This is a genomic window from Affinirhizobium straminoryzae (assembly GCF_007004135.1).
GTDB classification, from domain to species: Bacteria; Pseudomonadota; Alphaproteobacteria; order Rhizobiales; family Rhizobiaceae; genus Neorhizobium; species Neorhizobium straminoryzae.
Genome location: NZ_VJMG01000043.1, coordinates 1 through 26,433 on the forward strand (window position 1 = coordinate 1; position 26,433 = coordinate 26,433).

At 62.8% G+C, this 26,433-nt stretch carries 26 protein-coding genes; 13 read left to right on the top strand and 13 right to left on the bottom strand.

The window, feature by feature from the left end; all coding sequences use genetic code 11:
• Nucleotides 1-319: 319 nt before the first annotated feature.
• The 3 genes from FNA46_RS15090 to FNA46_RS15100 form a co-directional block, all read right to left on the bottom strand.
• Nucleotides 320-3,262, bottom strand: a complete 2,943-nt coding sequence (locus FNA46_RS15090; protein WP_185969871.1) for an autotransporter outer membrane beta-barrel domain-containing protein — start codon at nucleotides 3,260-3,262, stop codon at nucleotides 320-322.
• Between the two features lie 522 nt (nucleotides 3,263-3,784).
• Nucleotides 3,785-4,804: a ketol-acid reductoisomerase gene (gene ilvC, locus FNA46_RS15095; RefSeq protein ID WP_143126039.1), complete on the bottom strand. Its 1,020-nt coding sequence runs from the start codon at nucleotides 4,802-4,804 to the stop codon at nucleotides 3,785-3,787.
• A gap of 40 nt (nucleotides 4,805-4,844) precedes the next feature.
• The gene (locus FNA46_RS15100) at nucleotides 4,845-5,483 is read right to left on the bottom strand and encodes a TetR/AcrR family transcriptional regulator C-terminal domain-containing protein (RefSeq protein ID WP_185969875.1); all 639 of its coding nucleotides are present in this window, start codon (nucleotides 5,481-5,483) and stop codon (nucleotides 4,845-4,847) included.
• A gap of 177 nt (nucleotides 5,484-5,660) precedes the next feature.
• Here FNA46_RS15100 and FNA46_RS15105 point away from each other — a divergent pair, with 177 nt between their 5' ends.
• A complete protein-coding gene (locus tag FNA46_RS15105; protein ID WP_143126041.1) occupies nucleotides 5,661-6,041 on the top strand; it encodes a DUF4087 domain-containing protein in 381 nt (126 codons plus the stop codon).
• 392 nt (nucleotides 6,042-6,433) lie between these two features.
• A complete protein-coding gene (locus tag FNA46_RS15110; protein ID WP_143126042.1) occupies nucleotides 6,434-6,628 on the top strand; it encodes a hypothetical protein in 195 nt (64 codons plus the stop codon).
• 77 nt (nucleotides 6,629-6,705) lie between these two features.
• On the opposite strand, the gene FNA46_RS15115 is transcribed toward FNA46_RS15110, so the two are convergent.
• Nucleotides 6,706-7,068: a winged helix-turn-helix transcriptional regulator gene (locus tag FNA46_RS15115; protein WP_244618015.1), complete on the bottom strand. Its 363-nt coding sequence runs from the start codon at nucleotides 7,066-7,068 to the stop codon at nucleotides 6,706-6,708.
• Between the two features lie 183 nt (nucleotides 7,069-7,251).
• Between FNA46_RS15115 and FNA46_RS15120 the strand changes: the two genes are divergently transcribed.
• Together FNA46_RS15120 and FNA46_RS15125 are read left to right on the top strand one after the other, a co-directional pair.
• Nucleotides 7,252-8,133, top strand: a complete 882-nt coding sequence (locus FNA46_RS15120) for an SDR family oxidoreductase (protein ID WP_143126044.1) — start codon at nucleotides 7,252-7,254, stop codon at nucleotides 8,131-8,133.
• Between the two features lie 95 nt (nucleotides 8,134-8,228).
• Nucleotides 8,229-9,152, top strand: coding sequence for a bifunctional helix-turn-helix transcriptional regulator/GNAT family N-acetyltransferase (locus FNA46_RS15125; RefSeq protein WP_143126045.1), 924 nt, complete (start codon nucleotides 8,229-8,231; stop codon nucleotides 9,150-9,152).
• 25 nt (nucleotides 9,153-9,177) lie between these two features.
• Here FNA46_RS15125 and FNA46_RS15130 read toward each other — a convergent pair whose 3' ends face one another.
• Nucleotides 9,178-9,930, bottom strand: a complete 753-nt coding sequence (locus FNA46_RS15130; protein ID WP_143126046.1) for a pyridoxine 5'-phosphate synthase — start codon at nucleotides 9,928-9,930, stop codon at nucleotides 9,178-9,180.
• 226 nt (nucleotides 9,931-10,156) lie between these two features.
• Here FNA46_RS15130 and FNA46_RS15135 point away from each other — a divergent pair, with 226 nt between their 5' ends.
• Nucleotides 10,157-10,687, top strand: coding sequence for a DUF4405 domain-containing protein (locus FNA46_RS15135; RefSeq protein WP_246103122.1), 531 nt, complete (start codon nucleotides 10,157-10,159; stop codon nucleotides 10,685-10,687).
• 18 nt (nucleotides 10,688-10,705) lie between these two features.
• Here the strand turns inward: FNA46_RS15135 and FNA46_RS15140 are convergent, their stop codons facing one another.
• Genes FNA46_RS15140 through nthA form a run of 4 tightly spaced genes read right to left on the bottom strand, consistent with a single transcriptional unit; the run spans nucleotide 10,706 to nucleotide 13,489 of the window.
• Nucleotides 10,706-11,830 carry an ATP-dependent DNA helicase gene (locus FNA46_RS15140; protein WP_143126047.1) on the bottom strand — a complete coding sequence of 375 codons (1,125 nt, stop codon included), beginning with the start codon at nucleotides 11,828-11,830 and terminating at the stop codon, nucleotides 10,706-10,708.
• A 48-nt stretch (nucleotides 11,831-11,878) separates the two neighbouring features.
• Nucleotides 11,879-12,271, bottom strand: coding sequence for a nitrile hydratase accessory protein (locus FNA46_RS15145; RefSeq protein WP_143126048.1), 393 nt, complete (start codon nucleotides 12,269-12,271; stop codon nucleotides 11,879-11,881).
• Nucleotides 12,258-12,917 carry a nitrile hydratase subunit beta gene (gene nthB / locus FNA46_RS15150; protein WP_143126049.1) on the bottom strand — a complete coding sequence of 220 codons (660 nt, stop codon included), beginning with the start codon at nucleotides 12,915-12,917 and terminating at the stop codon, nucleotides 12,258-12,260. Before nthB ends, FNA46_RS15145 begins: the two co-directional genes overlap by 14 nt.
• Nucleotides 12,914-13,489, bottom strand: coding sequence for a nitrile hydratase subunit alpha (nthA, locus tag FNA46_RS15155; RefSeq protein ID WP_425468765.1), 576 nt, complete (start codon nucleotides 13,487-13,489; stop codon nucleotides 12,914-12,916). Before nthA ends, nthB begins: the two co-directional genes overlap by 4 nt.
• A gap of 357 nt (nucleotides 13,490-13,846) precedes the next feature.
• Here nthA and FNA46_RS15160 point away from each other — a divergent pair, with 357 nt between their 5' ends.
• The 5 genes from FNA46_RS15160 to FNA46_RS15180 all read left to right on the top strand — a co-directional run bounded on the left by FNA46_RS15160 (nucleotide 13,847) and on the right by FNA46_RS15180 (nucleotide 17,396).
• Complete coding sequence (locus tag FNA46_RS15160; protein ID WP_185969872.1) at nucleotides 13,847-14,899, top strand: helix-turn-helix domain-containing protein; 1,053 nt, start codon at nucleotides 13,847-13,849, stop codon at nucleotides 14,897-14,899.
• 385 nt (nucleotides 14,900-15,284) lie between these two features.
• Nucleotides 15,285-15,893: a hypothetical protein gene (locus tag FNA46_RS15165; RefSeq protein WP_143126051.1), complete on the top strand. Its 609-nt coding sequence runs from the start codon at nucleotides 15,285-15,287 to the stop codon at nucleotides 15,891-15,893.
• 64 nt (nucleotides 15,894-15,957) lie between these two features.
• A complete protein-coding gene (locus tag FNA46_RS15170; RefSeq protein ID WP_143126052.1) occupies nucleotides 15,958-16,575 on the top strand; it encodes a hypothetical protein in 618 nt (205 codons plus the stop codon).
• Nucleotides 16,576-16,679: 104 nt separating this feature from the next.
• Entirely contained in the window at nucleotides 16,680-17,123 is a 444-nt protein-coding gene (locus FNA46_RS15175) for a hypothetical protein (RefSeq protein ID WP_143126053.1), read from the top strand.
• 75 nt (nucleotides 17,124-17,198) lie between these two features.
• Nucleotides 17,199-17,396 carry a hypothetical protein gene (locus tag FNA46_RS15180; protein ID WP_143126054.1) on the top strand — a complete coding sequence of 66 codons (198 nt, stop codon included), beginning with the start codon at nucleotides 17,199-17,201 and terminating at the stop codon, nucleotides 17,394-17,396.
• A 133-nt stretch (nucleotides 17,397-17,529) separates the two neighbouring features.
• Here FNA46_RS15180 and ilvN read toward each other — a convergent pair whose 3' ends face one another.
• Nucleotides 17,530-18,102, bottom strand: a complete 573-nt coding sequence (ilvN, locus tag FNA46_RS15185; protein WP_143126055.1) for an acetolactate synthase small subunit — start codon at nucleotides 18,100-18,102, stop codon at nucleotides 17,530-17,532.
• Nucleotides 18,103-18,134: 32 nt separating this feature from the next.
• Nucleotides 18,135-19,913: an acetolactate synthase 3 large subunit gene (locus FNA46_RS15190; protein ID WP_143126056.1), complete on the bottom strand. Its 1,779-nt coding sequence runs from the start codon at nucleotides 19,911-19,913 to the stop codon at nucleotides 18,135-18,137.
• Between the two features lie 373 nt (nucleotides 19,914-20,286).
• On the opposite strand from FNA46_RS15190, the gene FNA46_RS15195 reads away from it, so the two are divergent.
• Entirely contained in the window at nucleotides 20,287-22,224 is a 1,938-nt protein-coding gene (locus FNA46_RS15195; RefSeq protein ID WP_143126057.1) for an ATP-binding protein, read from the top strand.
• Nucleotides 22,225-22,279: 55 nt separating this feature from the next.
• On the opposite strand, the gene miaA is transcribed toward FNA46_RS15195, so the two are convergent.
• Nucleotides 22,280-23,182 carry a tRNA (adenosine(37)-N6)-dimethylallyltransferase MiaA gene (gene miaA, locus FNA46_RS15200; RefSeq protein WP_143126058.1) on the bottom strand — a complete coding sequence of 301 codons (903 nt, stop codon included), beginning with the start codon at nucleotides 23,180-23,182 and terminating at the stop codon, nucleotides 22,280-22,282.
• Between miaA and serB the strand changes: the two genes are divergently transcribed.
• Both serB and FNA46_RS15210 read left to right on the top strand, forming a co-directional pair.
• On the top strand, nucleotides 23,181-24,071 hold the full coding sequence (serB, locus tag FNA46_RS15205; protein WP_143126059.1) for a phosphoserine phosphatase SerB: 891 nt from the start codon (nucleotides 23,181-23,183) through the stop codon (nucleotides 24,069-24,071). The two genes, miaA and serB, sit on opposite strands and share 2 nt — an antisense overlap.
• A complete protein-coding gene (locus FNA46_RS15210) occupies nucleotides 24,068-24,652 on the top strand; it encodes a GNAT family N-acetyltransferase (RefSeq protein ID WP_143126060.1) in 585 nt (194 codons plus the stop codon). The genes serB and FNA46_RS15210 overlap by 4 nt, the downstream gene beginning before the upstream one ends.
• Nucleotides 24,653-24,712: 60 nt before the next feature.
• Here the strand turns inward: FNA46_RS15210 and FNA46_RS15215 are convergent, their stop codons facing one another.
• On the bottom strand, nucleotides 24,713-26,305 hold the full coding sequence (locus tag FNA46_RS15215) for a Do family serine endopeptidase (RefSeq protein WP_143126061.1): 1,593 nt from the start codon (nucleotides 26,303-26,305) through the stop codon (nucleotides 24,713-24,715).
• Nucleotides 26,306-26,433 lie beyond the last annotated feature (128 nt).

A 26,433-nucleotide genomic window follows, 5' to 3' on the forward strand; every position in this document is an offset into this window, starting at 1 on the left:
GGCCGGGCGGTCTTCCGCCCGGCCATCAATCCGCTCCTGAAAAGCGCCTTGTGCGATCGACAATCGCCGAGGTGGCCCAGAAGACCCCGCCGCCTCACTGGAGCCGACCGGATCCGGCGGCACCAATCCCGGATAACGGGATACAGGCTGCAGCCTCGACAAGGCCGCGCGCATGCTATTGCCGCGAAACCGCGGTCTCACATTCGCTGGAAATGCCCCAGAGTTTCCGGTGAAAACCGGATCACCTGCAATGCTCGATCTCTTTGTTTTCACGCAGTCCGGACGCAAAACCGCTCACGCACTTTTGGCCCGGACGTGCCTAGAACCGCAGCTTCCAGTCCGCCTTGATGCCATGGGCAGCCGTGCCATCGCCGAATTGGCCATCATAACCGATCGACAGGCTGCTGTTTTGCGTTGGCGCCATCGAGACGCCGAGCCCCAGCACGACGGCGTCCTTCGCCGCCTTGACGCCAGCAACGGTGAAACCGTCGCCACCGGAGAGGAAGGCCATCCGGCGATCGCTGGCGTCATCGCCGAAGGCATGACGCCAGCCCGCATGCGCCGTCACGGCGGCATTCTCCAGGCCTGAGACCGGCACATTCCACGCAAGGCGCAGGCCAAGCGTCGAATAAAGGGTGCTGTCCGACATGCCCTGCCCGGCAAGCGCCGTGGTGCCACCGCTTTCCGCAAACCCGTCGCTGTCGTAATGCACGAAGACGAGGTTGCCGAAGGGCTGCCAGTGAAGATCGCCCTGACCGATCAGCGTACTGACTTCGCCGAATGCCTGAAGGCTTCGCGCATCATAGCCGGCGGTCAGTTCCTCGTTGACGGTGCCGAGGGCGACCGAGCGGGTCGTATCGATGCTGCGGAAGGTGTAGGCGCCGCCCAGGCTGACACGGAAGGCACCGACATCCCGCGCGGCGGAGAGGCCAAGGAAATAGCTGTCCGCTTCGGACCGGCCGCTGCCGGAATCATTGGTGACGTGGTCCGTGCCGATTGCACCGGCAACGCCGAAAGTCCACTCGTCGCCCAGCATGGTCGTTGCGCCGAAGGCAAGGCCGCGGCTGTTGTCGGTCATGTCGGAACCGAGGCCGTTCCCGTCCCGCTCCGCACGGCGGCCGAAACCGGACATCCAGAGGCTGGTCTCTTCGCCGACGCGCCGCGTCTCGCCGGCGGTGGTCGACCCGACCGAAGGCTGCAGATGCGAGAGCATCAGGCTGCTGAACAGAAGATCCGATTCCACCTGGCCGCCGATCTGCGAGACATGCAGCGAACCGGAGAGCTGATCAAAAACGGATTGCGCCGAAGCCGCCTGGCTCCACAGAAGATCGTCATAGAAGGAAGAGGCTGCGCCAAAGCTGTCGAGTGCCGCCGCGACCGCCCGCGCATTGCCGCCGAGCGCCGCATCCGCAAAGGTGGTTCCCGTCCGCTGGTAGCCGAGCGTCACGCTCGAGGGATTGTAGTTGACGTCGAGATCGATGAAGGCCCAGGGATCACGCAGGGCCGTGAAGGACCCGGTGACAGCCCCGGTCGCGGTGATCAGCTGATAGACGGTCGTCAGCGGGTTGGCGACACGCAGGTTTTCCACCACCAGTGTGGTGCCGCTGGCAATACTGACATTGCCGCTGACAACAATGGTGTCGCTGAGACCGGTCGTCGTGAGATCGGCCACATAGCTGGAGCCGGTCTGGAAGGACAGGTCACCATAGACATACAGCGTTCCGGGAGAATGCCCGGGCGCAACGGCGCCGCCATCAGCGACAGTGAGGTCGCCGACATTGCCGGTGCCACTCAGCGTGACCCCGCGGCCGACGAGGAAGGCCGCATCGCGGATATCGCCATCCACCACGACATTTCCGCCCGACAGCGACACCAGACCGGAATAGTCGCTGGTGCCGATCATGGTCAGAAGCCCCGCGCCGGTGGCCGATATCGTATCGAAACCGCGATACTGGGCGCCGTCGCCCAGAAGCGCGGCGTCCAAGGTGGTGGCACCGGCAAAATCGAGTTGAAGCGTGGCATCACCCGCGGCAGACACCGTGCCGGAAATCGACGAGCCATCCCTCAGGATCAGCCGACTGGTAGCGCCCGAAAGCGATACGGCACCACCGCCGGAGGCTTCAATCGTCCCGCTGTTGGTCAGCGTCACGCTGTCGCCGGTCAGCAAAACGCCGGTGCCGGCCGTGGCAGTGATCGTGCCGGCGTTGACGACATCGACACGACCCAGATTCGTCCGGGCATAAACACCGTTGGCGCCGGAAATGCTGCCGTCATTGGTCACGGAAACAGCGCCATTGATCGTGACGAGATGCAGGCCCGTGTCCGACGTTCCGACCATCTCGCCCATGGCCCGGTTCTCGACGGTGATGTCACCGAAGCCGGCGCCGCCCGTTTCCGTCCCGGCACTCACACGCACGCCGTAGGCTTCGGCCTGGGCGAGACCCGAGTTGACGACGGTGGCATTCCCGTATTCGGATGCGACACGGATGCCCGCCTTTTTGTCTGCCGAGGCCGCAGTTGAAACGGCAGAGCCTGAATTGGTGACGGAGATTGCTCCGGTCGTGTCGGACCAGGCATAGATCGCCGATTGGGTCTGCGACGTCACGTCCCCGGAATTCTCGGCGCGGATATCGCCGTGATACTGGATCATGCGGATCGCTTCCGCATAGGCCGTTACATCACCGCTGTTGGTGACGGAAACCAACTCGCCGCCCGTGGAATCGTGGCCGCCATCGGCATAGATGCCGCGATCGCTGTCCGAGGACAGGTTGCCGGTGTTGACGATGGAGACGCTGCCGTCATTCGTTGTGGCTGTCAGCGCAGGGCTGCCGCCTGTGCTGGTGATGCCCGCCCCGCTGTTGATGGTGATGTCGCCGCCCAGCTCGGCCCGCACCCACAATCCACCGAAGCCGCCGTTGTTGACGATGGTCACGGTCGGATCCAGCCTAATGTCGATGCTGTCCACCCGCACCTTCGGCGCGACGTTGATGCCGCCATAGTCCGGCGTGTTGATGGTGGTATTGCTGACGGAGAGCGTCAGCGTTCCAAAGACATCCGGATCGGTATCGGACGGGAAGAAATCGATCTTGTTGTCGCTGCCCGAAATCGTCAGCCCGTCGACACGGAGGGACGCATCCCCCTGCTGCGGTTGAACATAGACACCGTCATTGCCACACTTGATGGTGATGACGTCCCCCGTCACCGCACAGCCGGCAAAGGCCGGATCGGCAGTGCCCACCATCGAACCCAGAACAGCCGTCACCCCGACAATTCCGCCAAAGGCCGTATGGCCAAGCAACCACGTCCTTCGGCACCGCAACCTGACATCCCCCATCATGCTTCCACCCCGAATCTTTATCATGATTAAGGGTCACCTTACCTATAATGCGGGTCACCCGCTTTGCGGGAATTGCAGTCGAACGCCGACACAAATCTGAAATTCCGGGCAGCGTTACTTTTTAGCAACTCAAATTGCACGATCAACCCCATTTACAGCACAGACCTGAACATCCCGCTCCCAAAAGCAGGCCGGGAGGCACGAACAAAACTTCCGATCAACACCGATCATCGAAGAAAGTACGCTAGTCGCGATGAGACTATTGCATTGCAATAAAAACTGCAGAGGAAGGGCAGTGGATATCGGAAAGCCCCATCGCAACACAGCGCGGCCCAAGCAGCTGGCAATGCAGAAACGCAAAGGCCGGACGCTTTCGCATCCGGCCCAGAAGTGGCAGAGGCTGCGCCCCTCATGCCGTCAGGCATGGAGGTGGCGCAATGACAGCAATCAGTTGCGGGCCTTGTCGACCAGCTTGTTCTTGCCGATCCAGGGCATCATGGCGCGCAGCTTGGTGCCGACTTCCTCGATCTGGTGGCTGTCGTTGAGGCGGCGGATGCCCTTGAAGCGGGCAGCACCCGAACGGTATTCCTGCATCCAGTCCGAGGTGAACTTGCCGGTCTGGATGTCGTGCAGAACGCGCTTCATCTCAGCCTTGGTTTCAGCCGTAATGATGCGCGGACCGGTGACGTATTCGCCCCACTCGGCCGTGTTGGAGATCGAGTAGTTCATGTTGGCGATGCCACCTTCGTAGATCAGGTCTACGATCAGCTTCACTTCGTGCAGGCACTCGAAATAGGCCATTTCCGGCGCGTAGCCGGCTTCGACCAGCGTTTCGAAACCGGCGCGGATCAGTTCGACCAGACCGCCGCAGAGAACGACCTGCTCGCCGAAGAGATCGGTTTCGCACTCTTCCTTGAAGTTGGTCTCGATGATGCCCGAACGGCCGCCGCCGACGCCGCAGGCGTAGGAAAGCGCGAGTTCAAGCGCGTTGCCGGACGCGTTGTGATGAACGGCAACGAGGCACGGAACGCCGCCGCCCTTCTGGTATTCGCCGCGCACCGTATGGCCCGGGCCCTTCGGCGCGATCATGACGACGTCGACGGTCGACTTCGGCTCGATCAGGCCGAAGTGAACATTGAGGCCGTGGGCAAACGCAATCGCGGCGCCGTCACGGATGTTCGGGGCGATGTCGGCCTTGTAGATATCGGCCTGCAGCTCGTCCGGGGTCGCCATCATCAGGAGGTCGGCCCAGGCGGCAGCTTCGGCAACGGTCATGACCTTGAAGCCATCGGCCTCGGCCTTCTTGATGGTCGGCGAGCCGGCCTTCAGCGCGATGACGACGTTGCCTGCGCCGGAATCCTTGAGGTTCAGCGCATGCGCGCGGCCCTGGGAGCCGTAGCCCACAATGACTACGTTCTTCGACTTGATGAGGTTGAGATCGGCATCCTGATCGTAATAGACGCGCATGTGACTTCGTCCTTCCCTATGCGTTGTTATAAGGGTTGAGTTACCTGCCCGCAGACGCCCGCTGGGCGCCCCCGGTATCCTGGGAAACGCCATGCAGCTGCAGGAAGGCGTCGACCGCCCTCGCCGCCTGGCGTTGATTGTCCTTCAGCCCCGGCTCGCCGAGCAGCATGCGCACATGCAGATCGGAGACAATGAGGCCGTAAAGCGTGTGATAGGCGCTGTCAGCATCGGTGAAGCGCAAAAGGCCGGCGCGGCGCCCCGCCTCCATCAGGCCGATGGCGCGCCGATCGATCTGGCGACGGCCATGCTCGATGAGCAGGCGACCGAGCTTGGAGCCCTCGCGGCTCGCCTGGCCGATCGCCAGACGGTTGAGAGCCAGCGACACCTCGCCGGAGAGAACTTCCAGCAGATCGCGGCCAAACGTTTCCAGATGCTCGCGCAGCAGCTCGGCGGTCAGGCGCCCTGCACTGCGCTCGAAGGTGCGCACCTTGCTGGCCTGATGGGCGATCATCGCCGCCAGCAGGCCGTCGCGATCACCGAACCACTTGTAAAGACTTTCCTTGGAGCAGTTGGCCGCGCGGGCCAGACCGGAGGTCGTCAGCGCCTTTTCACCACCATCCACCAGAAGCTTGAGCGCCTGTTCCAGAACGGCGTTCTGGCGCGGCGAAAACTCCGGCATTTCTGACAGCTCGGCGGACACCTCGAAAACCTCCCCTGTTGCGTACCGTACCGTACGGTTCCTTTCGTTTAAAAGGACGGGGTCACAACGTCAAGGGGCTTTGCCACGGATCTGGAAAGATTTCACTATTGACGCTAAGCAGAGAACCGTGAGCACACCGGGAGGCAGAACACCGCCATGCGCAGCAGATCCGCAACCATGACCGCCGCCGCGGGTCTCGTCCTGGCGACGCTGCTTGCTGGTCAGGCAGACGCAGCGGAAAAGCGGTGCGGCTGGGTGCAGAATCCCACACCCGGCAATTTCTGGCTGGACGACCGGGAGGGTTCCTGGACCATCCTGACGCAGGGCGACCGCGCCGAGCCCGAGGGGATCGACGCTCTGCCGGATCTCTCCGCCGGCGAGTTCGTCGAGACCAACGGCCATTACGGCTATGCCTGCGCCTGCATGTCGGTTGAAACGAACCGGACCGAGATGCGAATCACCCGCATCAACAGCGTGCAGCAACTGCCTGTCGCGAAATGCCGCAATGACCGGACGCTTCCACGCGCCGGCGACTGAAGCACCGGCATCGCGCCGCATCACCGAGGCAATGGCGAGCCACTCGACCATCACCGATCCGTGCGGCCATCAGCCCACAGCCACGTCGCGCCAAACCGCCACGACAAGCCTGCACCCGTTCATTTGATGGATCTGTCCAGTCAATCCGGCATCACCGAGGTGTGAAGACGCGCCAATTCGTGTCAACACGCCCGCAGACCTGACACACGGAAAACGCAAGCGCCTGAAACGCTTCGACTTCGATTGTCACAAACAGACGCACGCGGCCAGCACATTGCTGCAATGCAAAAACACGGCAACTTATACCGATTGCGATGCAACATGCGCATGACTAAGTCTCCGGGGCAGGAAGATCGCCTTCCGCGAGAACACAGAAACTGAGGAAACACCCCATGCGCACCCTGATTGCCGCCTCGATGATCGCCATGCTGGCCGGCGCAACACTGGCTGAAGCCGCCGCTCCCAAGAAGGCACCGGCCAACAGCCATCCGCAGACAACGCAGACCTCCACCCAGCCGCAAGCGACCAAGCAGGCCCCGGCTCCCGCACCGTTCAAGTGGCATCACCGCAACAAGTTCACCGGCTGAACTCTCACGTCACGGAGATGCGGGGGCGGGCACCGTCATGCCCTTCCCCGCGTCCTTTTCTCTCAACCGGCCGGGGATCAGCCGGCCAGTTCGGTCTGGTCGAAGGCAAGTCTCGCCGCCCGCACAGCCTCATGATTTTCGGTCGCCCAGCGCATGACCCTGGACAAAGGCGCAAACAGCGAGCGTCCAAGCGGCGTCATGCTGTATTCCACGCTCGGCGGCTTGGTCGGAAACACCACGCGCGCCACATAGCCATCCCGCTGCAGATCGCGCAGCGTCTGGGTGAGCATGCGCTGTGAAATATCGGGAACAAGGCGACGCAATTCGCCAAAGCGATAGGGCCTCTCCGAAAGCGCCAGCAGAATGAGCGTCGACCACTTGCCCGCAATATGGCTCATCACATCCCGCACAGGGCAGTTGTCCGCATTCCACTCGGACATGCACTCGGTCGTGGCGGGCAAAAGATCGGCAGGCGTCCGCTGGTCCATGATGGTTCCCTTCAGGTAACGATCTCCCGCGAAACTGCCTTCTTTACAGCATGCGGTCAATTCCTATTCTAGCGCTACTCTCAAAAAGAGAGCAAGCTTTACCGCGGCGACCGGCCGCGACAGAAGGAACAACAGATGACCAAAGTTCTCGTGACAGGCGCCTCGGGTCAGCTTGGCCGCGGCGTGATCGCGCATCTTCTCAGGGACGGCAAGATTGCCGCTGCCGACATCGTGGCCGCCAGCCGCAATCCGGACGCGCTTTCGGACATCGCAGCCCAGGGGGTCGAAACCCGCGCCGCGGATTTTGATGATCCCGCCGGTCTGGAAGCAACCTTTACGGGCATTGACCGCCTGCTCATCATTTCCGGCAACGACCTTGCCAATCCGGGCAAGCGCCTTCAGCAGCACAAGGCAGCCGTTGCGGCAGCCGCAGCCGCCGGCGTGAAACACATCTTCTACACCTCGATGCCGAACCCGGACAAATCGCTTGTCAGCTTTGCGCAGGATCACCTCGGCACCGAAGAGGCAATCAAGGCGACCGGCATACGCCACACGATCATTCGCAATTCCTGGTACCTCGACAACTACTTCATGAGCATGCCGCACAATCTGCAGGCGGGCACATGGTATACCTCGCAGGCAGGCGGCAAGGTCGCCAACATCTCGCGTGACGACTGCGCGGCCGCTGCAGCCGCCGCTCTGGCAAACCCGCCGGCAGGCAGCACGACGCTGACGTTGACGGGAGCAGAGGCGCTGACGGCAGAAGAGATCGCAGCTGCGATTTCCGAAATCGCCGGCAAGTCGCTGACCGTGGTCCAGATTTCCGATGAACAACTGGCCGGCGGCATGCGCGGTGCCGGACTGCCGGATTTTGTGGTGAACATGCTCGTCTCGACGGATGCCAATATCCGCGCCGGCAACTTCGATCTCGTCACCGCTGATTTCGAAGCGCTGACCGGCCGCAAGCCGCAGGCGCTTGCAGCCTTCTTCGCCGCACACAAGGCAGCACTGGGCTGAAGACGGTCCGCTCGCCGACGGCAGATTGATGCCGTCGGCGAATGATTGACTCAGTCAAATAAATGTCGGACAAAGTCCTTGATAGGAGGCGCCGCATGTCCGACATTCTCGATAGCATAAGAAGCTTCAACCGCTTCTACACCGATCATCTCGGCCTGTTGTCGCAGGTCTATCTCCAATCCCCCTATTCGCTGACCGAAGCCCGGGTGATCTATGAGATCGGTGCCAGACCGGGTGTCACCGCTGCGGAACTGACGCGCGACCTTCATCTCGACGCAGCCTATCTCAGCCGCATCCTGCGGCGCTTGCGCAGCGAGGAACTTGTTCACACCGAACCGGACGCGCATGACCGGCGCAGCCAGAACCTGTTTCTGACGGAAACCGGCCTGGCAAGGTGGCGAGAGCTTGGTGAACAGTCACGCCAGCAGATTGACAAGTCCCTCTCCGCTCTGGATGCGGCAAGGCAGGGCGCGCTGGTGAAAGCCATGCGAAGCATACAGTCGCTGCTGGAGGGTAAGTCGGTCAATGCAGGCCCAATCGTACTGCGCTCGCACCGTCCAGGCGACATGGGCTGGGTGATCGAGGCACAGACCCGCTTCTACACCGAAACCTTCGGCTGGAACGACCAGTTCGAGGCGCTGGCCGCAGAGGTGGCGGGACAATTCCTGAAGACCTTCGATCCCGCACTGGAGCGGGGATGGATTGCAGAGCGCGAGGGAGAGAGGCTCGGCTCCATCTTCATCGCCAATGGCGGCGACGGGATCGCAAAGTTGCGGCTACTCTATGTCGACCAGGCGGCGCGGGGCATGGGTCTTGGCAAGCTATTGGTCGACGAGGCCCTGCAGTTCGCCCGCCGCTGCGGCTATCACCGGATCAAGCTGTGGACCAACGACAATCTGGCAGCCGCCCGTGCGCTTTATCTGAAGACGGGCTTTCGCCTGGTGTCCGAAGAGCGTCACAGCCTGTTCGGGCCGGAACTGACAGGCCAGACCTGGGTGCTGGATCTGAAGACGGACTGACGCTCTGCGCCGCTTCGGACGCTCCTCAGATCTTTTCGCCGCAGGCGCGGCGGAAGCGACGAACGGTTTCGGCCATGCCGTATTCCAGCGCATCGGCCGTCAGCCCATGGCCGATGGAAACTTCCGCCAGATGCGGAATGCGAGCTGCGAGCGCCGGCAGATTGGCGACCGTCAGGTCATGACCGGCATTGACGCCGAGGCCCTCGGCCTTTGCCGCATCGGCGGTCCGTCCGAGCAGGTCAAGAAACACACTGGCCTCTTCCGGCCTGTCAAAACAGCCGCCATAGGGGCCGGTGTAAAGCTCGATGCGATCGGCGCCGGTGGCCTTGGCAAGCCGCACCGCCGCCTCATCGCCATCGCCATCGGCAAACAGCGAAACGCGCATGCCCTTCTCTTTCAGGCGCGCGACGATGGGCTTCAGCATCTCGCCCTGGGTGCGGAAATCGAAACCATGGTCGGAGGTGGCCTGGGCCGGATCGTCCGGAACCAGGGTCACCTGCTCCGGCTGGGTCTCCTCGCACAAGCGCAGGAAATCCTCGCTCGGATAGCCTTCGATGTTGAATTCGGCGGCCGGAAACTCGTCATCAATCAGGGCCCGCAGCACCGGCAGATCGGAAAAGCGGATATGCCGCTGGTCCGGGCGCGGATGCACCGTCAGCCCATAGGCGCCCGCCTTCAGCGCCACGCGCCCCAGATGCCGGACATCCGGCCAGGGCAAATCGCGACGATTGCGCAGCATGGCGACAGCATTCAGATTGACGGACAGCTTGGCGGGCATGGCAGAAGATCCTCGGCTGGGAGTGGCCGAATGTCTAAAGCAAAGCCCGTTTGCTCGGCAACGGATTTGTCGGCGGCAATCCAAGCAAATTGCTGAAGCATCTATCAATTTCCGTGGTGCCTCGGGCGCACGGCCGCTGGCGGACTTGAATTATGGCAAAACCATGATTGCCAACTTGTAACGTGACCGCAGCGATATCCACGGCTAGCTAGGGATCCATCGGACCATGCTTACCTTCGGAAAGACCGACATGCCCTCCATCCTGATGCGTTACGCCACGCCCTTCATCACCGGCCTCTTCCTCGTTTCGCTGATCTCGGGGATCGCGCTTTTCTTCCACTGGGGTCCCGGCCAGTTCCACGGCATCCACGAATGGCTGAGCATGGTGCTGATCCTGCCCTTCCTGCTGCATCTTTGGAAGAACTGGCGGCCGATGGTGCTTTATTTCAAGCGGGTGCCGATGGCGGTTGCGCTGGTCGTGTCGCTTGCCGCATCGCTGGCCTTCTTCATTCCGTTCGGCACCTCCGGTGGCGAACGGGGTGCACCGCCGCAGGTGGCGCTGATCCAGATGGTGACGAAAGCAAAGCCCGCACAGGTCGCCGCTCTCGTCGGAAAAAGCGAGGAGGACATCATTTCCACGTTGAAGGCCGCCGGCTTTGCCGCGGCGGCGTCCGATCTGTCGCTCGCCGAGATCGCCAGATCCTCGGGCAAGAGCGACCGGGAACTGCTGGGTCAGGTCACGGCGCTCGGCCGCTGACGGCAAGGGTTTGCGCGATCACCGGACGATGGTGATCGTCTCGGCGGCGCGGGTGATCGCGGTGTAGAGCCAGCGCTCGCGGGTATCGCGAAACGCCCAGCTTTCATCGAACAGCACGACATTGTTCCACTGCGAGCCCTGCGCCTTGTGCACCGTCAGCGCATAGCCGAAATCGAACTCGTCATAGCGCTTGCGGGTGGACCAGGGGATTTCCCCCTCCTCCTCGAAAGCCTGTTTCAGGAGCTTGATCTTCGCCGCACCCCGATCCATGTCGTCGTCCTCGGGGCGGATCATCAGGTTGATGCCGGGCTTCACCGTTTCGCGCGAGGAGCTCATCACCTGCCAGAGCGAACCGTTCAGCAGGCCCTTGGCCGGATCGTTGCGCAGGCAGACCAGCTTGTCGCCCGACTGCGGATAGGCCTGGGAAAAGCCCTTGAGTTCGCGCAGACGCTGGTTGTAGCGCCGCCGCGTCTTGTTGGTGCCGACCAGCACCTGATCGGCCTCCAGCACCAGCGGCTGGGTGACCTCGTTGCGGGAAATCACCTGGGCGGTGCCGTAATCGCCATACATGATCTCCTTGCCCTCGCGCACATGCATGGCAAGCTGGATGATCGGATTGTCGCGCGCCTGGCGATGGATCTCGGTCAGGAGATAGTCCGGTTCCTGATCGGTGAAGTATCCGCCGCCCGAGACCGGCGGCAGCTGGCCGGGATCGCCGAGCACCAGGATCGGCGTGCCGAAGCTCATCAGGTCCTTGCCGAGCTGCTCGTCCACCATCGAGCATTCGTCGATGATGATCAGCGCCGCCTTGGCGACGGGGCTCTGCCGGTTGATGGAAAACATCGGCGCAATCGAGGTCTTGCCGGTTTCCTCGTCCTCCACCGCCTCTTCGCCGCGCGGGCGGTAGATCAGCGAGTGGATCGTCTTCGCATTGGAGGCGCCGCGCGAGCGCAGCACCTGCGCGGCCTTGCCGGTAAAGGCCGCAAACAGCACGTCGCCATCGACATTCTCGGCGAAATGCCGGGCAAGCGTCGTCTTGCCCGTGCCGGCATAGCCGAACAGGCGAAAGACCTGGCTGCGGCCTTCCTTGAGCCATGTCGAAACGGCCTTCAGGGCCTCGTCCTGTTGCGGTGCGAACTGCATTCCTCTTCCTTCACGGATTCGGAACAGAATAGCAACCTGAAAGAAGGATCAGACCCCTTGGTGGGTCGAGCATCGCTGCGGATCATTCTCCAGCACGATTGGCTCGCCATGGGGTGTTGCCTCGGCCGCGCGCTGCCAGCTCTGCTGCAGGGCCAGCACCATCCCCTCCTCAGCCACGCCCTTGTCTATGAGAAGATGCGTCAGCGCGGCCACCCAGGCGTCGAAATAATCAGAAGCATCCGCCGCCCGGCCGTCGCGATGAACCTCATGCGCGAGATGCTGCGCCCATTCCGTCCAGGTAAACAGTCCGCGCTCATGCAGATGCACGGTCAAGGCGAAGGCCTGCGCCTGCCAGGGTTCTGCAAACACCGGATCTCCCTCCCGGCTGCGCGGCAGGCCGGGGGAGGAAACAAGGGCCGAAGCCACATCACACCGGCTCAAGATAGCTCTCCCAGGCATCGATCGAGACCGTGAGCGTCGGATCGCTTCCCTCACCCCAGATTTCCGGGCCATCGAACACTACCGTATAGACCCATTGGGGGTTTTCACCCTGACCATGGGCATTGTCATCGGGAAAGACGAAGGAGCCCTGTACCGCCTCGACAAGACCCGTCTTGCCGCGGGCATAGCGTGGCAGGCGCGTATGGGTGGTCGGATGAAAATTGCGGGTCCGCACGCGGGCACCGGCAGCAAAGCGCGGCGCTTCCGCGACGGGCCGGTCGCATGGCCCGCCACGCGCCAGAACGGCCGGCACCATTTCCGCCGTCAGCACACGCTTCGGCGCAGCACCAGCAGCACGGCTTTGCCCGAGAGCGATTTCGTCCGCCGCCACAAAACCATGCCGCTGCAGCAGAACCTCCAGAGCACGGATCCAGATCTCGTAATAGCTGGCGGAGAGATAGACGGCGGGCGGAATGTTTTCCCGAGCGTGCCGGCTTTCATCGATCGTCCAGGCGCCGAACGCGCCGCAGGCCAGCGTGATTCCAAGCGCACGTCGCTCCCAGTCCGCATGAAACCAGGGCTCGTCCACCTCAGGCGCGACAGGCCCGAAGCCCATCTGCCCACCCAGATCATGCGGCCCGTTCATGTGGACACCTCCGGGCGGTGGAGAAGACCGGTGCCGATCATGCTGTCGCGCGTGACAAGGCTCGCGAGATCTGTCTCGCTCCAGCCCTCGGTGCCCGCCGGTCGCTGCGGCACGACGAGATAACGCAATTCCGCCGTGGAGTCCCAGACGCGGATATTTACCCCTTCCGGCAGCGTCACGCCGAATTCGGCAAGCACGCCCCGCGGATCGATCACCGCGCGCGAACGGTAGGCTGGCGCCTTGTACCAGACTGGCGGCAGGCCAAGCACGGACCAGGGATAGCAGGAGCAGAGCGTGCAGACGACGAGGTTATGCGTGTCTTTGGTATTGAACACCGCCCGCATATGTTCTCCCTGCCGACCGGTATAGCCGAGACTGGCAATGGCAGCGGTCGCATCGCGCAAAAGCCAGTCGGCGAAAACCGGATCGCTCCAGGCCCGGGCAACGACATGCGCTCCATTTCGCGGCCCGACCTTCGTCTCATAGGTCTCGACGATGACGTCGAGCGCAGCCGGATCAATCAGACCCTTCTCCGCAAGGACTGTTTCCAGCGCCCGCACACGCGCCTGCATGTCCGAATAGTGGTTGTCGTGATCATGATCGTGATGCTCGCCGCTCACGGACAGTTCTCCTTCCATCGGCACCGACCCTCACCATGCGGGAAAGCACGCGCCATCGCAAGAAGATGTGATTCGGCAACGCATTACAACCAAGGAAACAACCCAAGATAGAGATAGATTGTCTTAACCAGAAAAGGAATATTTTCTGAAAAGGATTATTTTCCAGAAACTCCATCTAACGAACGGAACGAATCATGAATAAATACCTGAAAAATACGGGAAAAATCTAAAAGGAATTTATTCTTAAGTTTTGCATTGAAAGCTGAGTCTCACTCAGCGAGCCATCTCCAAGACAACCTGGAGATGAAAATGAAACATTCCCGCACTTCTAACGCAGCATCCTCTCCCTTCCCGTCCAGCCCCCTTCACATCCAGCCCGCATCGGAGGACGATCCGTGGGCCTTCTGGGCGCATGCACTGGCGCCACTGGCCGTGGCAGCGTTGCGCCCGTCCCCCGACGGGACAGATACCGCATTCCTTACGGCCCATCATGCCGGCCTGTTCCTGCTTCTGCACAGCCATCTGCCGGCACTGGCCCTGCAGCGCTCGCGCCTGCGATGCACGGAAGACGGGCTGGACCATCTGGTGATCACCTGCCTGCTGAGCGGTCGCGCCCGCTGGCGCAGTGACCGATTGGCGCGGCTAGAACCCGGTGATTGTGGCTTCTGTGATCTGGCAAGCCCGCTTGCGCTGCGCACCACCGGCGGCACCCAAGCACTGCATTTCATCATCCCCAGACTGGCACTGCCAGCCAGCGTGGCACCCCTTGTGCCGATACGGGAACGCCGCTTTGCCGCCGGCAGCAGTCCGGCCCTTCTGTTGCAGGGACTTGCCGCCACGCTGCTGCGCGCCTTGGCCGCGCCGGCCCCGATGGAGCTATCCGCCTTCTCACGCCCGTTGATGGACCTGATGGCGCTGATTCTCGGTCCTGCCGGGAAAGACGCGGGCACCGCCGCGCATGCGGACCTGCGTCGACGCCTGCGACGGCACATCCAGGACAATCTCGCCTCCGACGGCATGACTGCGGACAGCATTTGTGCCGACCTCAGACTGTCGCGCAGCCAGCTCTATCGCCAGTTCGAGGGCGAGGGCGGAGTGGAAACCTATATCCGTCGCCGGCGGCTTGCCCGCAGCCTTCAGATGCTGAGCGACCCCGCATGCGCCGAGCGCCGCATCGGCGAGATCGCCTACGAGGCGGGCTTTGCCGACGAGGCGCATTTCAGCCGGCTGTTTCGCCAGCATTACGGGCTTTCCCCGCGCGCCTTTCGCAAATCCGGCAGCGTCGCGCCCGCTTTACCGATCGGGTCGGGCAACAGCCAGGACGCCAGTGCCACCTTTGCCAGATGGCTTCGACAGCTGTGAGAGTCGATCGCGACCGGAGACGCTGGTGCAAGTTTTTGGAACGGGAGGCCAAGACAGAATGTGAGGTTGTGTATAAATTCAAAAACAACCGAGAGACGAAACCAGTCTCCGCCCACACCGAAAAGAATACGGAGAGGAAACCCATGACGCAAGACCAAAGCCGCGTCGACGACCCCGGGGTAGCCGTGCGCACGATACGGGCTGCAGCCCCCTCTCCGGTCAGATTGTCCCTTTCCCGGCCCTGACAGGCCGGCCCACCGATCCCTCCGTCGATTTCCTCCGCCCAGGCGACGGACGGGATGGAGCCGGTGCCTGCCGCACCCCACACCCCGGCACCGGCTCCCCCTCACCCCAACGAAAACGTCCAACAGAAAGGCATATCTCCATGACGTCCTATTCCCTGACCTGCCTCAACAATTCGACGCTCTCCGGCAGCTTCGCCGTCTTCCAGAAGGCGCCGCCGACCACGGTCCCGGGCAACATCTTCTCGCTCGCCTGGTTCACCCGGCCGACGGCACCGAACACCAAGGTAACCTTTACCTGGAACCTCGATTACAGCTTCGTCTGGTCCGAAACCGGCATCCTGCAGCCCGGCATCAACTTCAACGCCTCGCAGGTGGTGCCGGCCAATCCGAACGGCCAGAACCTGATCCAGCTGAAGCTCGACAATTATGGCGCGACGACCTTCGCCAACCAGAGCGCCAGCGGGGCCATCGGTTCGCTCACCATCGAGCAGCTGTCGAACGTGGCCCCGAACCGTACCTCGGTCGGCATCGGCATGGCCGGCTCCGGCACCTTTGCCGTGCAGGCACAGCCGAACATGACCGCCGTCTTCACGCCCCACCCGAACTACTGGGTGATCTTCGGCAATTTCGAGACCGGTGACGTCATCGACATCGAAGATGTCACGGGCGCCGTCGAGGTGACCTATGGCGGCGCGCTGACCTCGCGCACGGCAGTGCTCGGCCTCGACAACATGATCACGGTCTCCTGATGCCAGACGGTGGCCGCACGATGTGCGGCCACCACAACCTTTCCGGTTCGAGAGGAGAGCCGCCATGCCCGATTATCGACTGATCTGCGCCAACACCTCCCGCATGCACGGGAATTTCTCGATCTATCAGATGCCGCCTCAGACGGAGAGCATCCAGCAGGTTGTCAGCCTCGCCTGGCTGTCGCGCCCCGCTCCTCCCTCGAGTTCGGTTACGTTCACATGGTCCACGGCCATGTCCTTCGTCTGGGGGGAACGCGGAAGGTTCCGCGGACGATCCTATTTCGCCGCCTGCCAGCAGGTTCCGGCCCATCCGGAGCGGGAGAACCTGATCGATCTGACCTCTGAGGAGTTGGGCTCGCCGTTTTTTGCAAACCTGCGCGGCGGCGGCCCCTCCGGCGCGCTGACCGTGCGGCAGCGCAACGCCATCTTCAACTATCCCGTCCATGTGGGAATCGCGATCGGCGGGTCCGCCGTCTACACCGTCGAATTCCAGGCCAACATCTCGACCAGCTTCATCGCCCACCGCGACCGCTACTGGGTGACGTTCGGCGGCTACAGCCCCGGCGAGGCCATCGATGCCACAAGCGTGACGAATGGCGTCGTGCTGGACTTCAGCCCGATCAACCCGACGCTGAGCGTGGTCATGGGGCCGGACAACATCCTGCGGCACGGGCCTGCGTGAGCAAGCGACGCCCATTTGGCCGGCGCCCTGACGGAGCGCGTGCCGGAATACACAAGCAGAACAAAGGCAACTCTCTTTTTCCACCTCACAAGGAGAATATCGACATGACAAGAACTCGTTTCATGCGCCTTACCAATCCATTTACCGGCATCATGTACCTGCTGCTGGCCCTTCTTCTCGTCGCCGGCATGCCGGCACGCGGGCACGCCGCCGGAGAATGCGGCGTCGATCCGGGCCGGCACGCCGACCTCGCGACCAAAATCGCCTATGGTCACGCATTCACCAAGCATTCTGGTGAATTCGTAAAAGGTGTAGTCATCGCAAGGCTCGCGTTTCCGGACAAGACCATCGAGGATGCAGAGAAGTTTGCGGAGTTTCTCACCAAGATTCTGGATCTTCCCTCCGTCAGCAAGTCACTCACCAACAGCCGGGCTGCTTACTGGGACAGCCGGACGGGAACCGTCATCATCTTCAATCCCCTTCCCGAGGATTGCGGAACGGCCTTTCGCCCGACCAGCGGAAAGGCCTACTTTGACAATCTGAGGTGATCGTCACACAGAGACGTCGGACGCCGCCCGCCCTGTCGGGCGGTGTTACGCAATGAGAGAAAGGCAGGCGCGACCATGCAGAGGCAGACCAGCATCGAGCTCTTGGACGAAGAGATGACCGCCATGTTGAACATGCTGAATTATTTCGGCTATGCCTTGAGCGAGGGAGAATGCTCCACCCTGTCGGGGATGGACCAAGATGCCGTTCAAGCGCTTTTCCGACGGCTCGAAAAGCTGGCAAATCGCAACGGGACGGACAGAAAACCGCGATAGGTGCGACATATCGTCGGATTGTCGCATCTGCGCGTTTCAAGGCGCAGCGCTCTCAGGCCGCATCACGACGAAACAGGCATCTGCTGCGTGCGGCATTCCAAAACGGTGCCGCACGCAGATCGTCAGAGCAGGCTCACATCCCCTGCGGGCCGCGGTTCATCGCGGCAATGCCGGTGCGGCAGACCTCGATCAGGCCGAGCGGCTTCATCACCGCGACGAACTGGTCGATCTTCGAGGATTTTCCGGTGATCTCGAAGATGAAATGGGAAACCGTCGCATCCACCACCTTGGCGTGGAAGGCATCCGCCAGGCGGAGCGTCTCGGCGCGGCCTTCGCCGGTGCCGGCCACCTTGACGAGGGCGACCTCGCGTTCGATCGGGCGTTCCTGGCCGAGCTGGCTGGCGCGCACCGTCAGGTCCACCACGCGGTGAACCGGGACGATGCGATCAAGCTGCGCCTTGATCTGCTCCAGAACGCTCGGCGTACCTGTCGTGACGATGGTGATGCGCGACAGGTGTGCCTCATGCTCCGTTTCGGAGACCGTCAGGCTTTCGATGTTGTAGCCGCGGCCGGAAAACAGGCCGATGACGCGGGCCAGCACGCCCGGTTCGTTGCTGACGAGAACCGAGAGCGTATGGCGTTCCTGGCGGGCGCTTTCCTGCTGGATGAAATAGGCCGAGCCGGTGGGTTGAAGGTGTGCGTTCATGGATGCGTTCCTCTCAAATGTCCGGTGGCGGCTCAGACGAGCTGCCGGCCCTTCGCGTCGATGGCATTGGCAACGGCTTCGTCGGTCGCCTCGTCCGGCAGCAGCATCTCGTTATGCGCCTTGCCCGAAGGGATCATCGGGAAGCAGTTGGCGAGATTGGCAACCCGGCAATCGAAGATCACCGGACGGTTGACGGCAATCATCTCGGCGATCTTGTCGTCCAGTTCCGCGGGCTTGTCGCAATACATGCCGACTGCACCATAAGCCTCCGCCAGCTTGACGAAGTCCGGCATGGCTTCCGTATAGGAGTTCGACAGACGGTTGCCATGCAGCAGCTGCTGCCACTGGCGCACCATGCCCATATACTGGTTGTTGAGGATGAAGATCTTCACCGGCAAGCCGTACTGGATGGCGCAGGACATTTCCTGGATGCACATCTGGATCGAGGCGTCACCGGCAATGTCGATGACGAGCGCTTCCGGATGTGCCACCTGCACGCCGATCGCCGCCGGCAGGCCATAGCCCATCGTGCCGAGGCCGCCCGATGTCAGCCAGCGGTTCGGCGCCTCGAAGCCGAAGAACTGCGCCGCCCACATCTGGTGCTGGCCGACTTCCGTCGTGACATAGGTCTCCCGCCCCTTCGACGCCTCATAGAGCCGTTGGATCGCATATTGCGGCATGATGACATCGTTGGAATTCTTGTAGGCGAAGGAATTGCGGGCGCGCCAGCGGCTGATCTGCTGCTGCCATTCCTCCGTCTGTGCCTTTTCGGGCTTCTTCGGCAAGGCGCGCCACAGGCGAACCATGTCTTCCAGAACGCGACCGACATCGCCGACGATCGGAATGTCGACGCGGACATTCTTGTTGATCGAGGACGGGTCGATGTCGATGTGGATCTTGCGCGAGTTCGGCGAAAACGCATTCAGGCGGCCGGTGATGCGGTCGTCGAAGCGTGCGCCGATGCAGACCATGACGTCGCAATCATGCATCGCCATGTTCGCCTCGTAGGAACCGTGCATGCCGAGCATGCCGAGCCAGTTCTTGCCGGAGGCCGGATAGGCGCCCAGGCCCATCAGCGTCGAGGTGATCGGGAAATCCGTCAGCTCCACCAGTTCGCGCAAGAGCTTGGTCGCTTCCGGACCAGAATTGATGACCCCGCCACCGGTATAGAGGATCGGGCGACGGGCAGACGCCATCAGTTCGACGGCGGCGCGCACCGCGTTCAGGTCACCCTCGACCTTCGGCTTGTAGCTCTTCTGGACGACATGATCGGCCTTCGGCGTGTAGGTGCCGGTGGCAAACTGGATGTCCTTCGGAATATCGACGACGACCGGACCCGGACGGCCGGTCTGGGCGATGCGGAAGGCTTCGTGAATGGTGGCCGCCAGTTCGTTGACGTCCTTCACCAGCCAGTTGTGCTTGGTGCAGGGGCGCGTGATGCCGACGGTATCGCATTCCTGGAAGGCGTCGGAACCGATCAGCGTGGTGGGCACCTGGCCGGTGAGGCAGACGAGCGGGATCGAATCCATCAGCGCGTCCTGCAGCGGCGTCACCGCATTGGTGGCACCCGGACCGGAGGTGACCAGCATCACGCCGACCTTGCCGGTGGAGCGCGCATAGCCTTCCGCCGCATGGCCGGCGCCCTGCTCGTGACGGACAAGAATGTGCTGGATGTCGTCCTGCTGGAAGATCTCGTCATAGATCGGCAGCACGGCGCCGCCCGGATAGCCGAAAACATGCTCGACCCCGTTGTCCTTCAGGGCTCTCAGAACGATTTCCGCCCCTGTCATCCGATTGTCTGTGTCCGTCATGTCAAAAAGTCCGTCTGCTTTGATTGTCACGAGGCCGAAGCCAGATTGAAGGCATAAAAAAAGGCCCCTTGAGGAGCCTTTGGTAGCGCATGGGTGGCTGTCGCCGGACGGTTACACCGTCCTGCCCATGCGCCTTCCCACCACGATAAGTGCGTTCGATACGATCATGGGAAGAACCGTTAGCCAGAAAATTGCGGCTCGTCAACGCAAATGCGCAACAAAACATCAGGCCTTGTCGTAATTCGCCCGTAAAACCGGCAGTTTCCGCAATCCTCCCGCAAGGGCCTGTTAAGCCCGGTGGCTCTAGTCTGGCCGCATCACCGGCACTGGCCGGAATGCGCCGCTGCTCCCACCCGGACCGAAGGGTTTCCCCTTGCACGATCAAAACCCTGCCCTCTCCGCCCGCCTGCCGGACCGGCGCGATGCCGAGGCGGCCGGCAACCGTCTGCTCGGGCGCGTGGTGGCCTGCACAGGTGCCCGCGCCACGATTGCAGCAAGCTCGGAGGCCGGCTCTACCACCCATGCCGAACTCTGGGCCGTCGGGCGGCTGGTCTCGATCGCGGTCGGCCGCAACCGCGTGGTCGCGCTCGCCTATGCCATGCAGGCGGCCACGCAAGAATGGTCGGCCACGGATGCCAACGCCTTCCGGGTGGAGGTGGAACTGCTCGGCGAAGTGCGGGTGGGCGCCGATGGCAGCGACCTGTTTTCGACCGGCATTTCGCGCTATCCGCATCTCGGCGCGGCCGTGCACCGCATCCGCGCCGGCGACCTGCAGCGCATCTACGATCCCGGCACGCCGGACAGCTGCAGCATCGGCCGGCTGACGCAGGATGCGGCAATCGATGCGACGATCCACATTCCCTCGATGCTCGCCAAGCATTTCGCCATCGTCGGCTCCACCGGCGTCGGCAAATCGACGGCGGCGACGCTGCTGCTCCGCAAGGCGATCGAGGCCGATCCGAAGCTGCGCGTGCTCATCCTCGATCCGCACAATGAATTTGCCGCCGCGTTTCCGGATCTTGCCGTGGTGATCGACACCGACACGCTGGACCTGCCCTTCTGGCTGATGCGGCTCGAGGAGTTTTCCGAAGCGGTGTTTCGCGGCCGTCCGCCAGTGGCCGAGGAACTGGATGTGCTGCGCGACCTGATACCGGAGGCAAAACGCGCCTTTCGCGGCGGCGATCCGGGCCGACGCCCCGCAGATCGCGGCACGATTACCGCTGACACGCCCGTGCCCTACCGGATGTCGGACCTGATCGCGCTGATCGACGAGCGGATGGGAAGGCTCGACGGACGTGACGAGAAGCCGGCGCTGCGGGCGTTGAAGGTGCGGCTGATGTCGGTCGTCAATGATCCGCGCTACCAGTTCATGTTCTCCAGCAATACGATCCATGACACGATCCTGGAGACGATCACACGCATCTTCCGGATTCCGGGCGGTGACAGGCCGATCTGCACCTTCCAGCTGGCGGGTATCCCCTCCGAAGTGGTGAATTCCGTCGCCTCCGTGCTTTGCCGGATGGCTTTCGAGATTGGCCTGTGGAGCGAAGGCGCGGTGCACATGCTGGTGGTCTGCGAGGAAGCGCATCGCTATGTACCGGCCGATGCCACGCTCGGCTTCCTGCCGACGCGCCAGGCCATTGCCCGCATTGCCAAGGAGGGCCGCAAATACGGCGTCTCGCTCGGCATCATCACCCAGCGCCCCGGCGAACTCGACCAGACGATCCTGTCGCAATGTTCCACCGTCTTCGCAATGCGCCTTGCCAATGAGCGCGACCAGGAGATCATCCGCTCGGCCTTGCCGAATTCCGGCGCCTCGACCGTCAGCTTCCTGTCGGCAATCGGCAATGGCGAGGCGATTGCCTTCGGCGAGGCGATCAGCGTGCCGATGCGCTTGACATTCGAGCGGATCGAACCCCACCGTCTTCCGACAGCCCACGGCCTTGCCGCACGCACAGCGGAGACCACGCCCGAAACCGTGGATCTGCGCCGGATCGTCTCCCGCATGCGGTCCATTGCGGAACTGGATATTTCCGATTTCCAGAAAAGCGTGCTGGGAAGCCTGCCGGACGAGGAGCCGGATCTGTTTGCGCCCCCTGCCCCTTCCTCGCCGATGGATGCCGCCCTCGAACCCTATCGCCCGGACATGCTGCCCGGCACCCGGCTGTCGGCCCATCCGCCAGAGACGCGGCTGATCCGGCGCGAATGGTCACCAGCCAGCGGCTCGTCCATCACGTCCGGCTCCGGCAGCAATGAACGCTCCCCGCGCGATCCGTTCCGCCCGCCGCGAGAGGGCTGGCGCGAGGAGTGAGCACTCTGGGCTAAGGACCGGGGTTCCCATCCGCAAGCCCGGCGCTGAGCCTCCGTCAGACCAGTGGGTCGAAGCGTGTCCAGCTCTCGTCCATCTGGTTGCGGAACCAGGTCATCTGCCGCTTGGCATATTGTCGGGTCAACGCCGAGCCCCGCTCGATCACCTCGGCGCGGCTCATGGAGCCAGCCAGCAGGGCGGCAATTTCCGAAACACCGATCGCCCGCATGACCGGCGCATCCGGCGCCAGTTCGAGCGCCAGAAGCGATTGCACCTCGTCGATGGCGCCGGTCTCCAGCATGATATCGAAGCGACGGTCGATGCGCGCATGCAGCGCCTTGCGATCCGGCAGCACGACAATTTTCTCCGCCTTGTCTGGATCGACCAGCATCGGTCCGCGCGCGGCCTGGAAATCGGCAATAGAACGACCGGTTGCCGCAAAAACCTCCAGCGCCCGGACGATCCGCTGGCCGTCGCCAGGCATCAGACGTGCGGCCATGGCCGGATCGCAGGCGGCAAGTTCTCCATGCAGCACCGACGCCCCTTCGCCCAGCAGCCGGGCGCGAAGAGGGTCGCGGATATCCGCCGGAATGGCCGGCATTTCGGAGAGGCCACCGGTGAGCGCCTTGAAATAAAGCCCCGTGCCGCCGACAAACACCGGCAGGCGGCCTTCGCGGCGCAGAACCGGCAAAAGGACCTCCACGTCACGGAGCCATTCGCCGGTGGAATAGGCGGTGGTCGCCGGCACATGGCCATAGAGGTGATGGGCAATGCCCTGCATCTCCTCTTCGGCAGGGCGCGCGGTCAGCACCCTCAGCGTGTCGTAGACCTGCATGCTGTCGGCATTGATCACAACGCCGCCATGCCTCGCCGCCAGTTGCAGCGCAAGCGCCGACTTGCCGCTGGCCGTCGGCCCGGTTATCAGGATGGCCTCGCAATTGTCCCGAAGGTTTTTCATCATGGCTTTCGTTGCCACGCTCATTGCCCATCCGTCAAATCCCGTTCTCACAGGAAAACTGGGAGAACAGGCCGCCGAAGCGGTCAAAGCCGCAGGCCTTTACTGGCTGACGGACGGCGTTGCCTGCGATCTTGCGTTGCGCGACGAGACCGATCCGAAGGCAGCGGAGGCATCGCTTCGCGCCTTTCTCGCCGGCCAGCCGGTGGATGTGGTGGTGCAACCGGCAGAAACGCGCCGCAAGAAGCTTCTGATCGCCGACATGGATTCGACCATGATCGGCCAGGAATGCATTGACGAACTCGCCGATGTGGTAGGCCTGAAAGACAAGGTGGCGACGATCACCGCCCGCGCCATGAATGGCGAGATCGCCTTCGAACCTGCACTGCGCGAACGCGTCGCCCTGCTGAAGGGCCTGCCGATCGGCGTGGTGGACGAGGTGATCGCCAAGCGCATCACGCTGACGTCTGGCGGGCCGCAACTGATTGCCACCATGCGCGCCAGGGGATTTCACACCGCGCTCGTCTCCGGCGGCTTCACGGTGTTCACCAGCCGGATCGCCGCCATGCTCGGCTTCCACGAAAACCGCGCCAACATTCTCCTGGAACAGGATGGCGTGCTGACCGGCGAGGTGGCGGAGCCCATTCTCGGCAAGCAGGCCAAGGTGGACGCGCTGGAAGAGATTGCAGCGACCCTCGGCATCTCCCCGACAGAAGCCATGGCGGTCGGCGATGGTGCCAACGATCTCGGCATGATCAAGCTTGCCGGTGCGGGTGTCGCCCTGCATGCCAAGCCGACGGTGGCCGCCGAGGCGGGCATGCGCATCGACCATGGCGACCTGACGGCGCTTCTCTATATCCAGGGCTACCGCAGAAGCGACTTCGCAACGCCATGAGCGAGCGCGATCCGGTCGTCATTGCCGAAACGCCGCGGCTTCTCCTGCGCAGCTGGCTGGAGCGCGACCGCGATCTGTTCCGCGAAATCAATGCCGATCCGAAGGTGATGGAGTTCTTTCCGTTTCGCCGCAGCCATGCCGAAGCGGACCAGCTGATGGACCGCGTCAACGGCATGATCCGCGACGACGGGTTGGGCTTCTACGCGCTGGAACTGAAGGAGACCGGCGAGGCCATGGGCTTCTGCGGGCTGGCGCCGGCCAATATGCCCGAAATCTTTCCCATCGGAACGATCGAGATCGGCTGGCGTCTGGCAACCCGGTTCTGGGGCAATGGCTACGTGACGGAGGCCGCCGAAGCAACGCTGACGCATGGCTTCGACCAGCACGGCCTGCCGCACATCATCTCCTTTGCGGTGGCCGGCAACGCCCGCTCCATCGCCGTCATGCGCAGGCTCGGCATGCAGCACCGCCCGGATCTCGATTTCGACAGTCCCCGGGTGCCCGACACACATCTGCATCTCAAGCGGCATGTGACCTATCAGCGCCTGCGCCCGGCAGCAGCGGCAGGCGATATCGGGTAAAGCGCCGAGAGCGGGGCACAATGCGCCGCTCTCCAGAATCTGCCGGCTTTCGGACCAATCCTACTCCAGCGGCAGCGCCACGAACCGCAACTGGCCGCTCGCGCCAGCAATCATCATGTGTGCATTGCGGCGCCCCTCGCCCTTCAGTTCATCGATGCGATCGCTGACATCGCCGGGAGTCGAGACGAAGTCCTGCGCCACTTCGACAATCACCTCGCCCGCCTTCAGGCCCTTGTCGGCAGCCACCGAACCGGGCTCCACGGAGGTGATGACCACGCCTTCCACGCTCTCGGCAATGCCGAACGTCTTGTGACGCGCATCGTCCAGAATGGTCAGCGTCATGCCGAGAAGCTCGACCGGATCTTCCGGTTTTACGTCATCCTGGCTGTCGCTTCCCTTGCCCTGGGATCCCTTGCCCTGGGCTCCCTGGTTCGGGCTTCCCTTGTCGGCACTGCCCTTGTCCTCGCCGGCAGCCGGATCCTGGCCGGCATCTTCCGCCGCAGCACTGTCTTCCAGGCGGCCGAGCGTCACCTTGACCGTCTGCTCCTTGCCGTCGCGCAGGACCACCACATCGACCTGCTTGCCGACAGGGCTCTCGGCGACCGCGAGCGGAAGATCCCGCATTTCCTTGACCGGCTTGCCATCGAAGGAGAGAACCACGTCGCCGGCCTTGATCGTACCGTCGTCCACAGGACCACCCTTGATGACGCCGGAAACGAGGGCGCCGCGTGCACCACTCAAGCCAAGGCTTTCCGCAACATCATCCGTGACCGGCTGGATGCGCACGCCGAGCCAGCCGCGCCGCGTTTCGCCGAATTCGATCAGCTGCTGCACGATGTTCTGGGCGAGTTCCGTCGGAACCGCAAAACCGATGCCGATCGAGCCGCCGCTCGGGGAAATGATCGCGGTGTTGATGCCGATCACCTCGCCGTTCATGTTGAACAACGGACCGCCGGAATTGCCCTTGTTGATGGCCGCATCCGTCTGGATGAAATTGTCGTAGGGGCCGGCATTGATGTTGCGGCCGCGCGCCGAGACGATGCCGATGGTGACGGAACCACCGAGCCCGAACGGGTTGCCGATGGCCATCACCCAGTCACCGATGCGCATCTTCTTGGAATCGCCGAAGCGCACGGATTTCAGCGGCGTCTTCGATTCCACCTTCAGCACGGAAAGATCGGTCTTGGTATCCGTGCCGACGAGCTTGGCTTTCAGCTTGTTGCCGTTCGGGAAGATCACCTCGATGTCATCGGCGCCCTCGATCACATGGTTGTTGGTGACCACATAACCGGACGGATCGATGACGAAGCCGGACCCGAGCGAACTGACCTTGCGGTTGTCCTGCGGCTTGCCCTGGCCATCGAAGAAGTCATCGAACAGGTCCTGGAAGGGAGAGCCCTCGGGCACGACAGGTTTCTGCGGCCCGCTGCCCTGGCCTTTCACGCTCTGCGAGGTGGAGATGTTCACCACGGCATCCAGAAGGCCTTCGGCGAGATCTGCAACGGAGGCCGGCCCGCCCGGCACACGCACGGACGGCGCCGCCTGCACGGTTGTCTGGGCACGCACCGGCCCCGCAAACGACGTGGCCGACAGCGTCAACGCCATCACGGTCGCCAGGGAATGTCGCAGGGACAATCGAAGGGGGTTCACCATCAGGCATCCTCGGTTGCAAATCGCCATGTGTCACAAAGCATAAGGCGGAAAGAGGGCGGAGGAAATTACCTTTTCGTGAGTCCCCAGAAGATGAACACCCCCTTTGAATCGAGAAGGGGCGGCTTGAA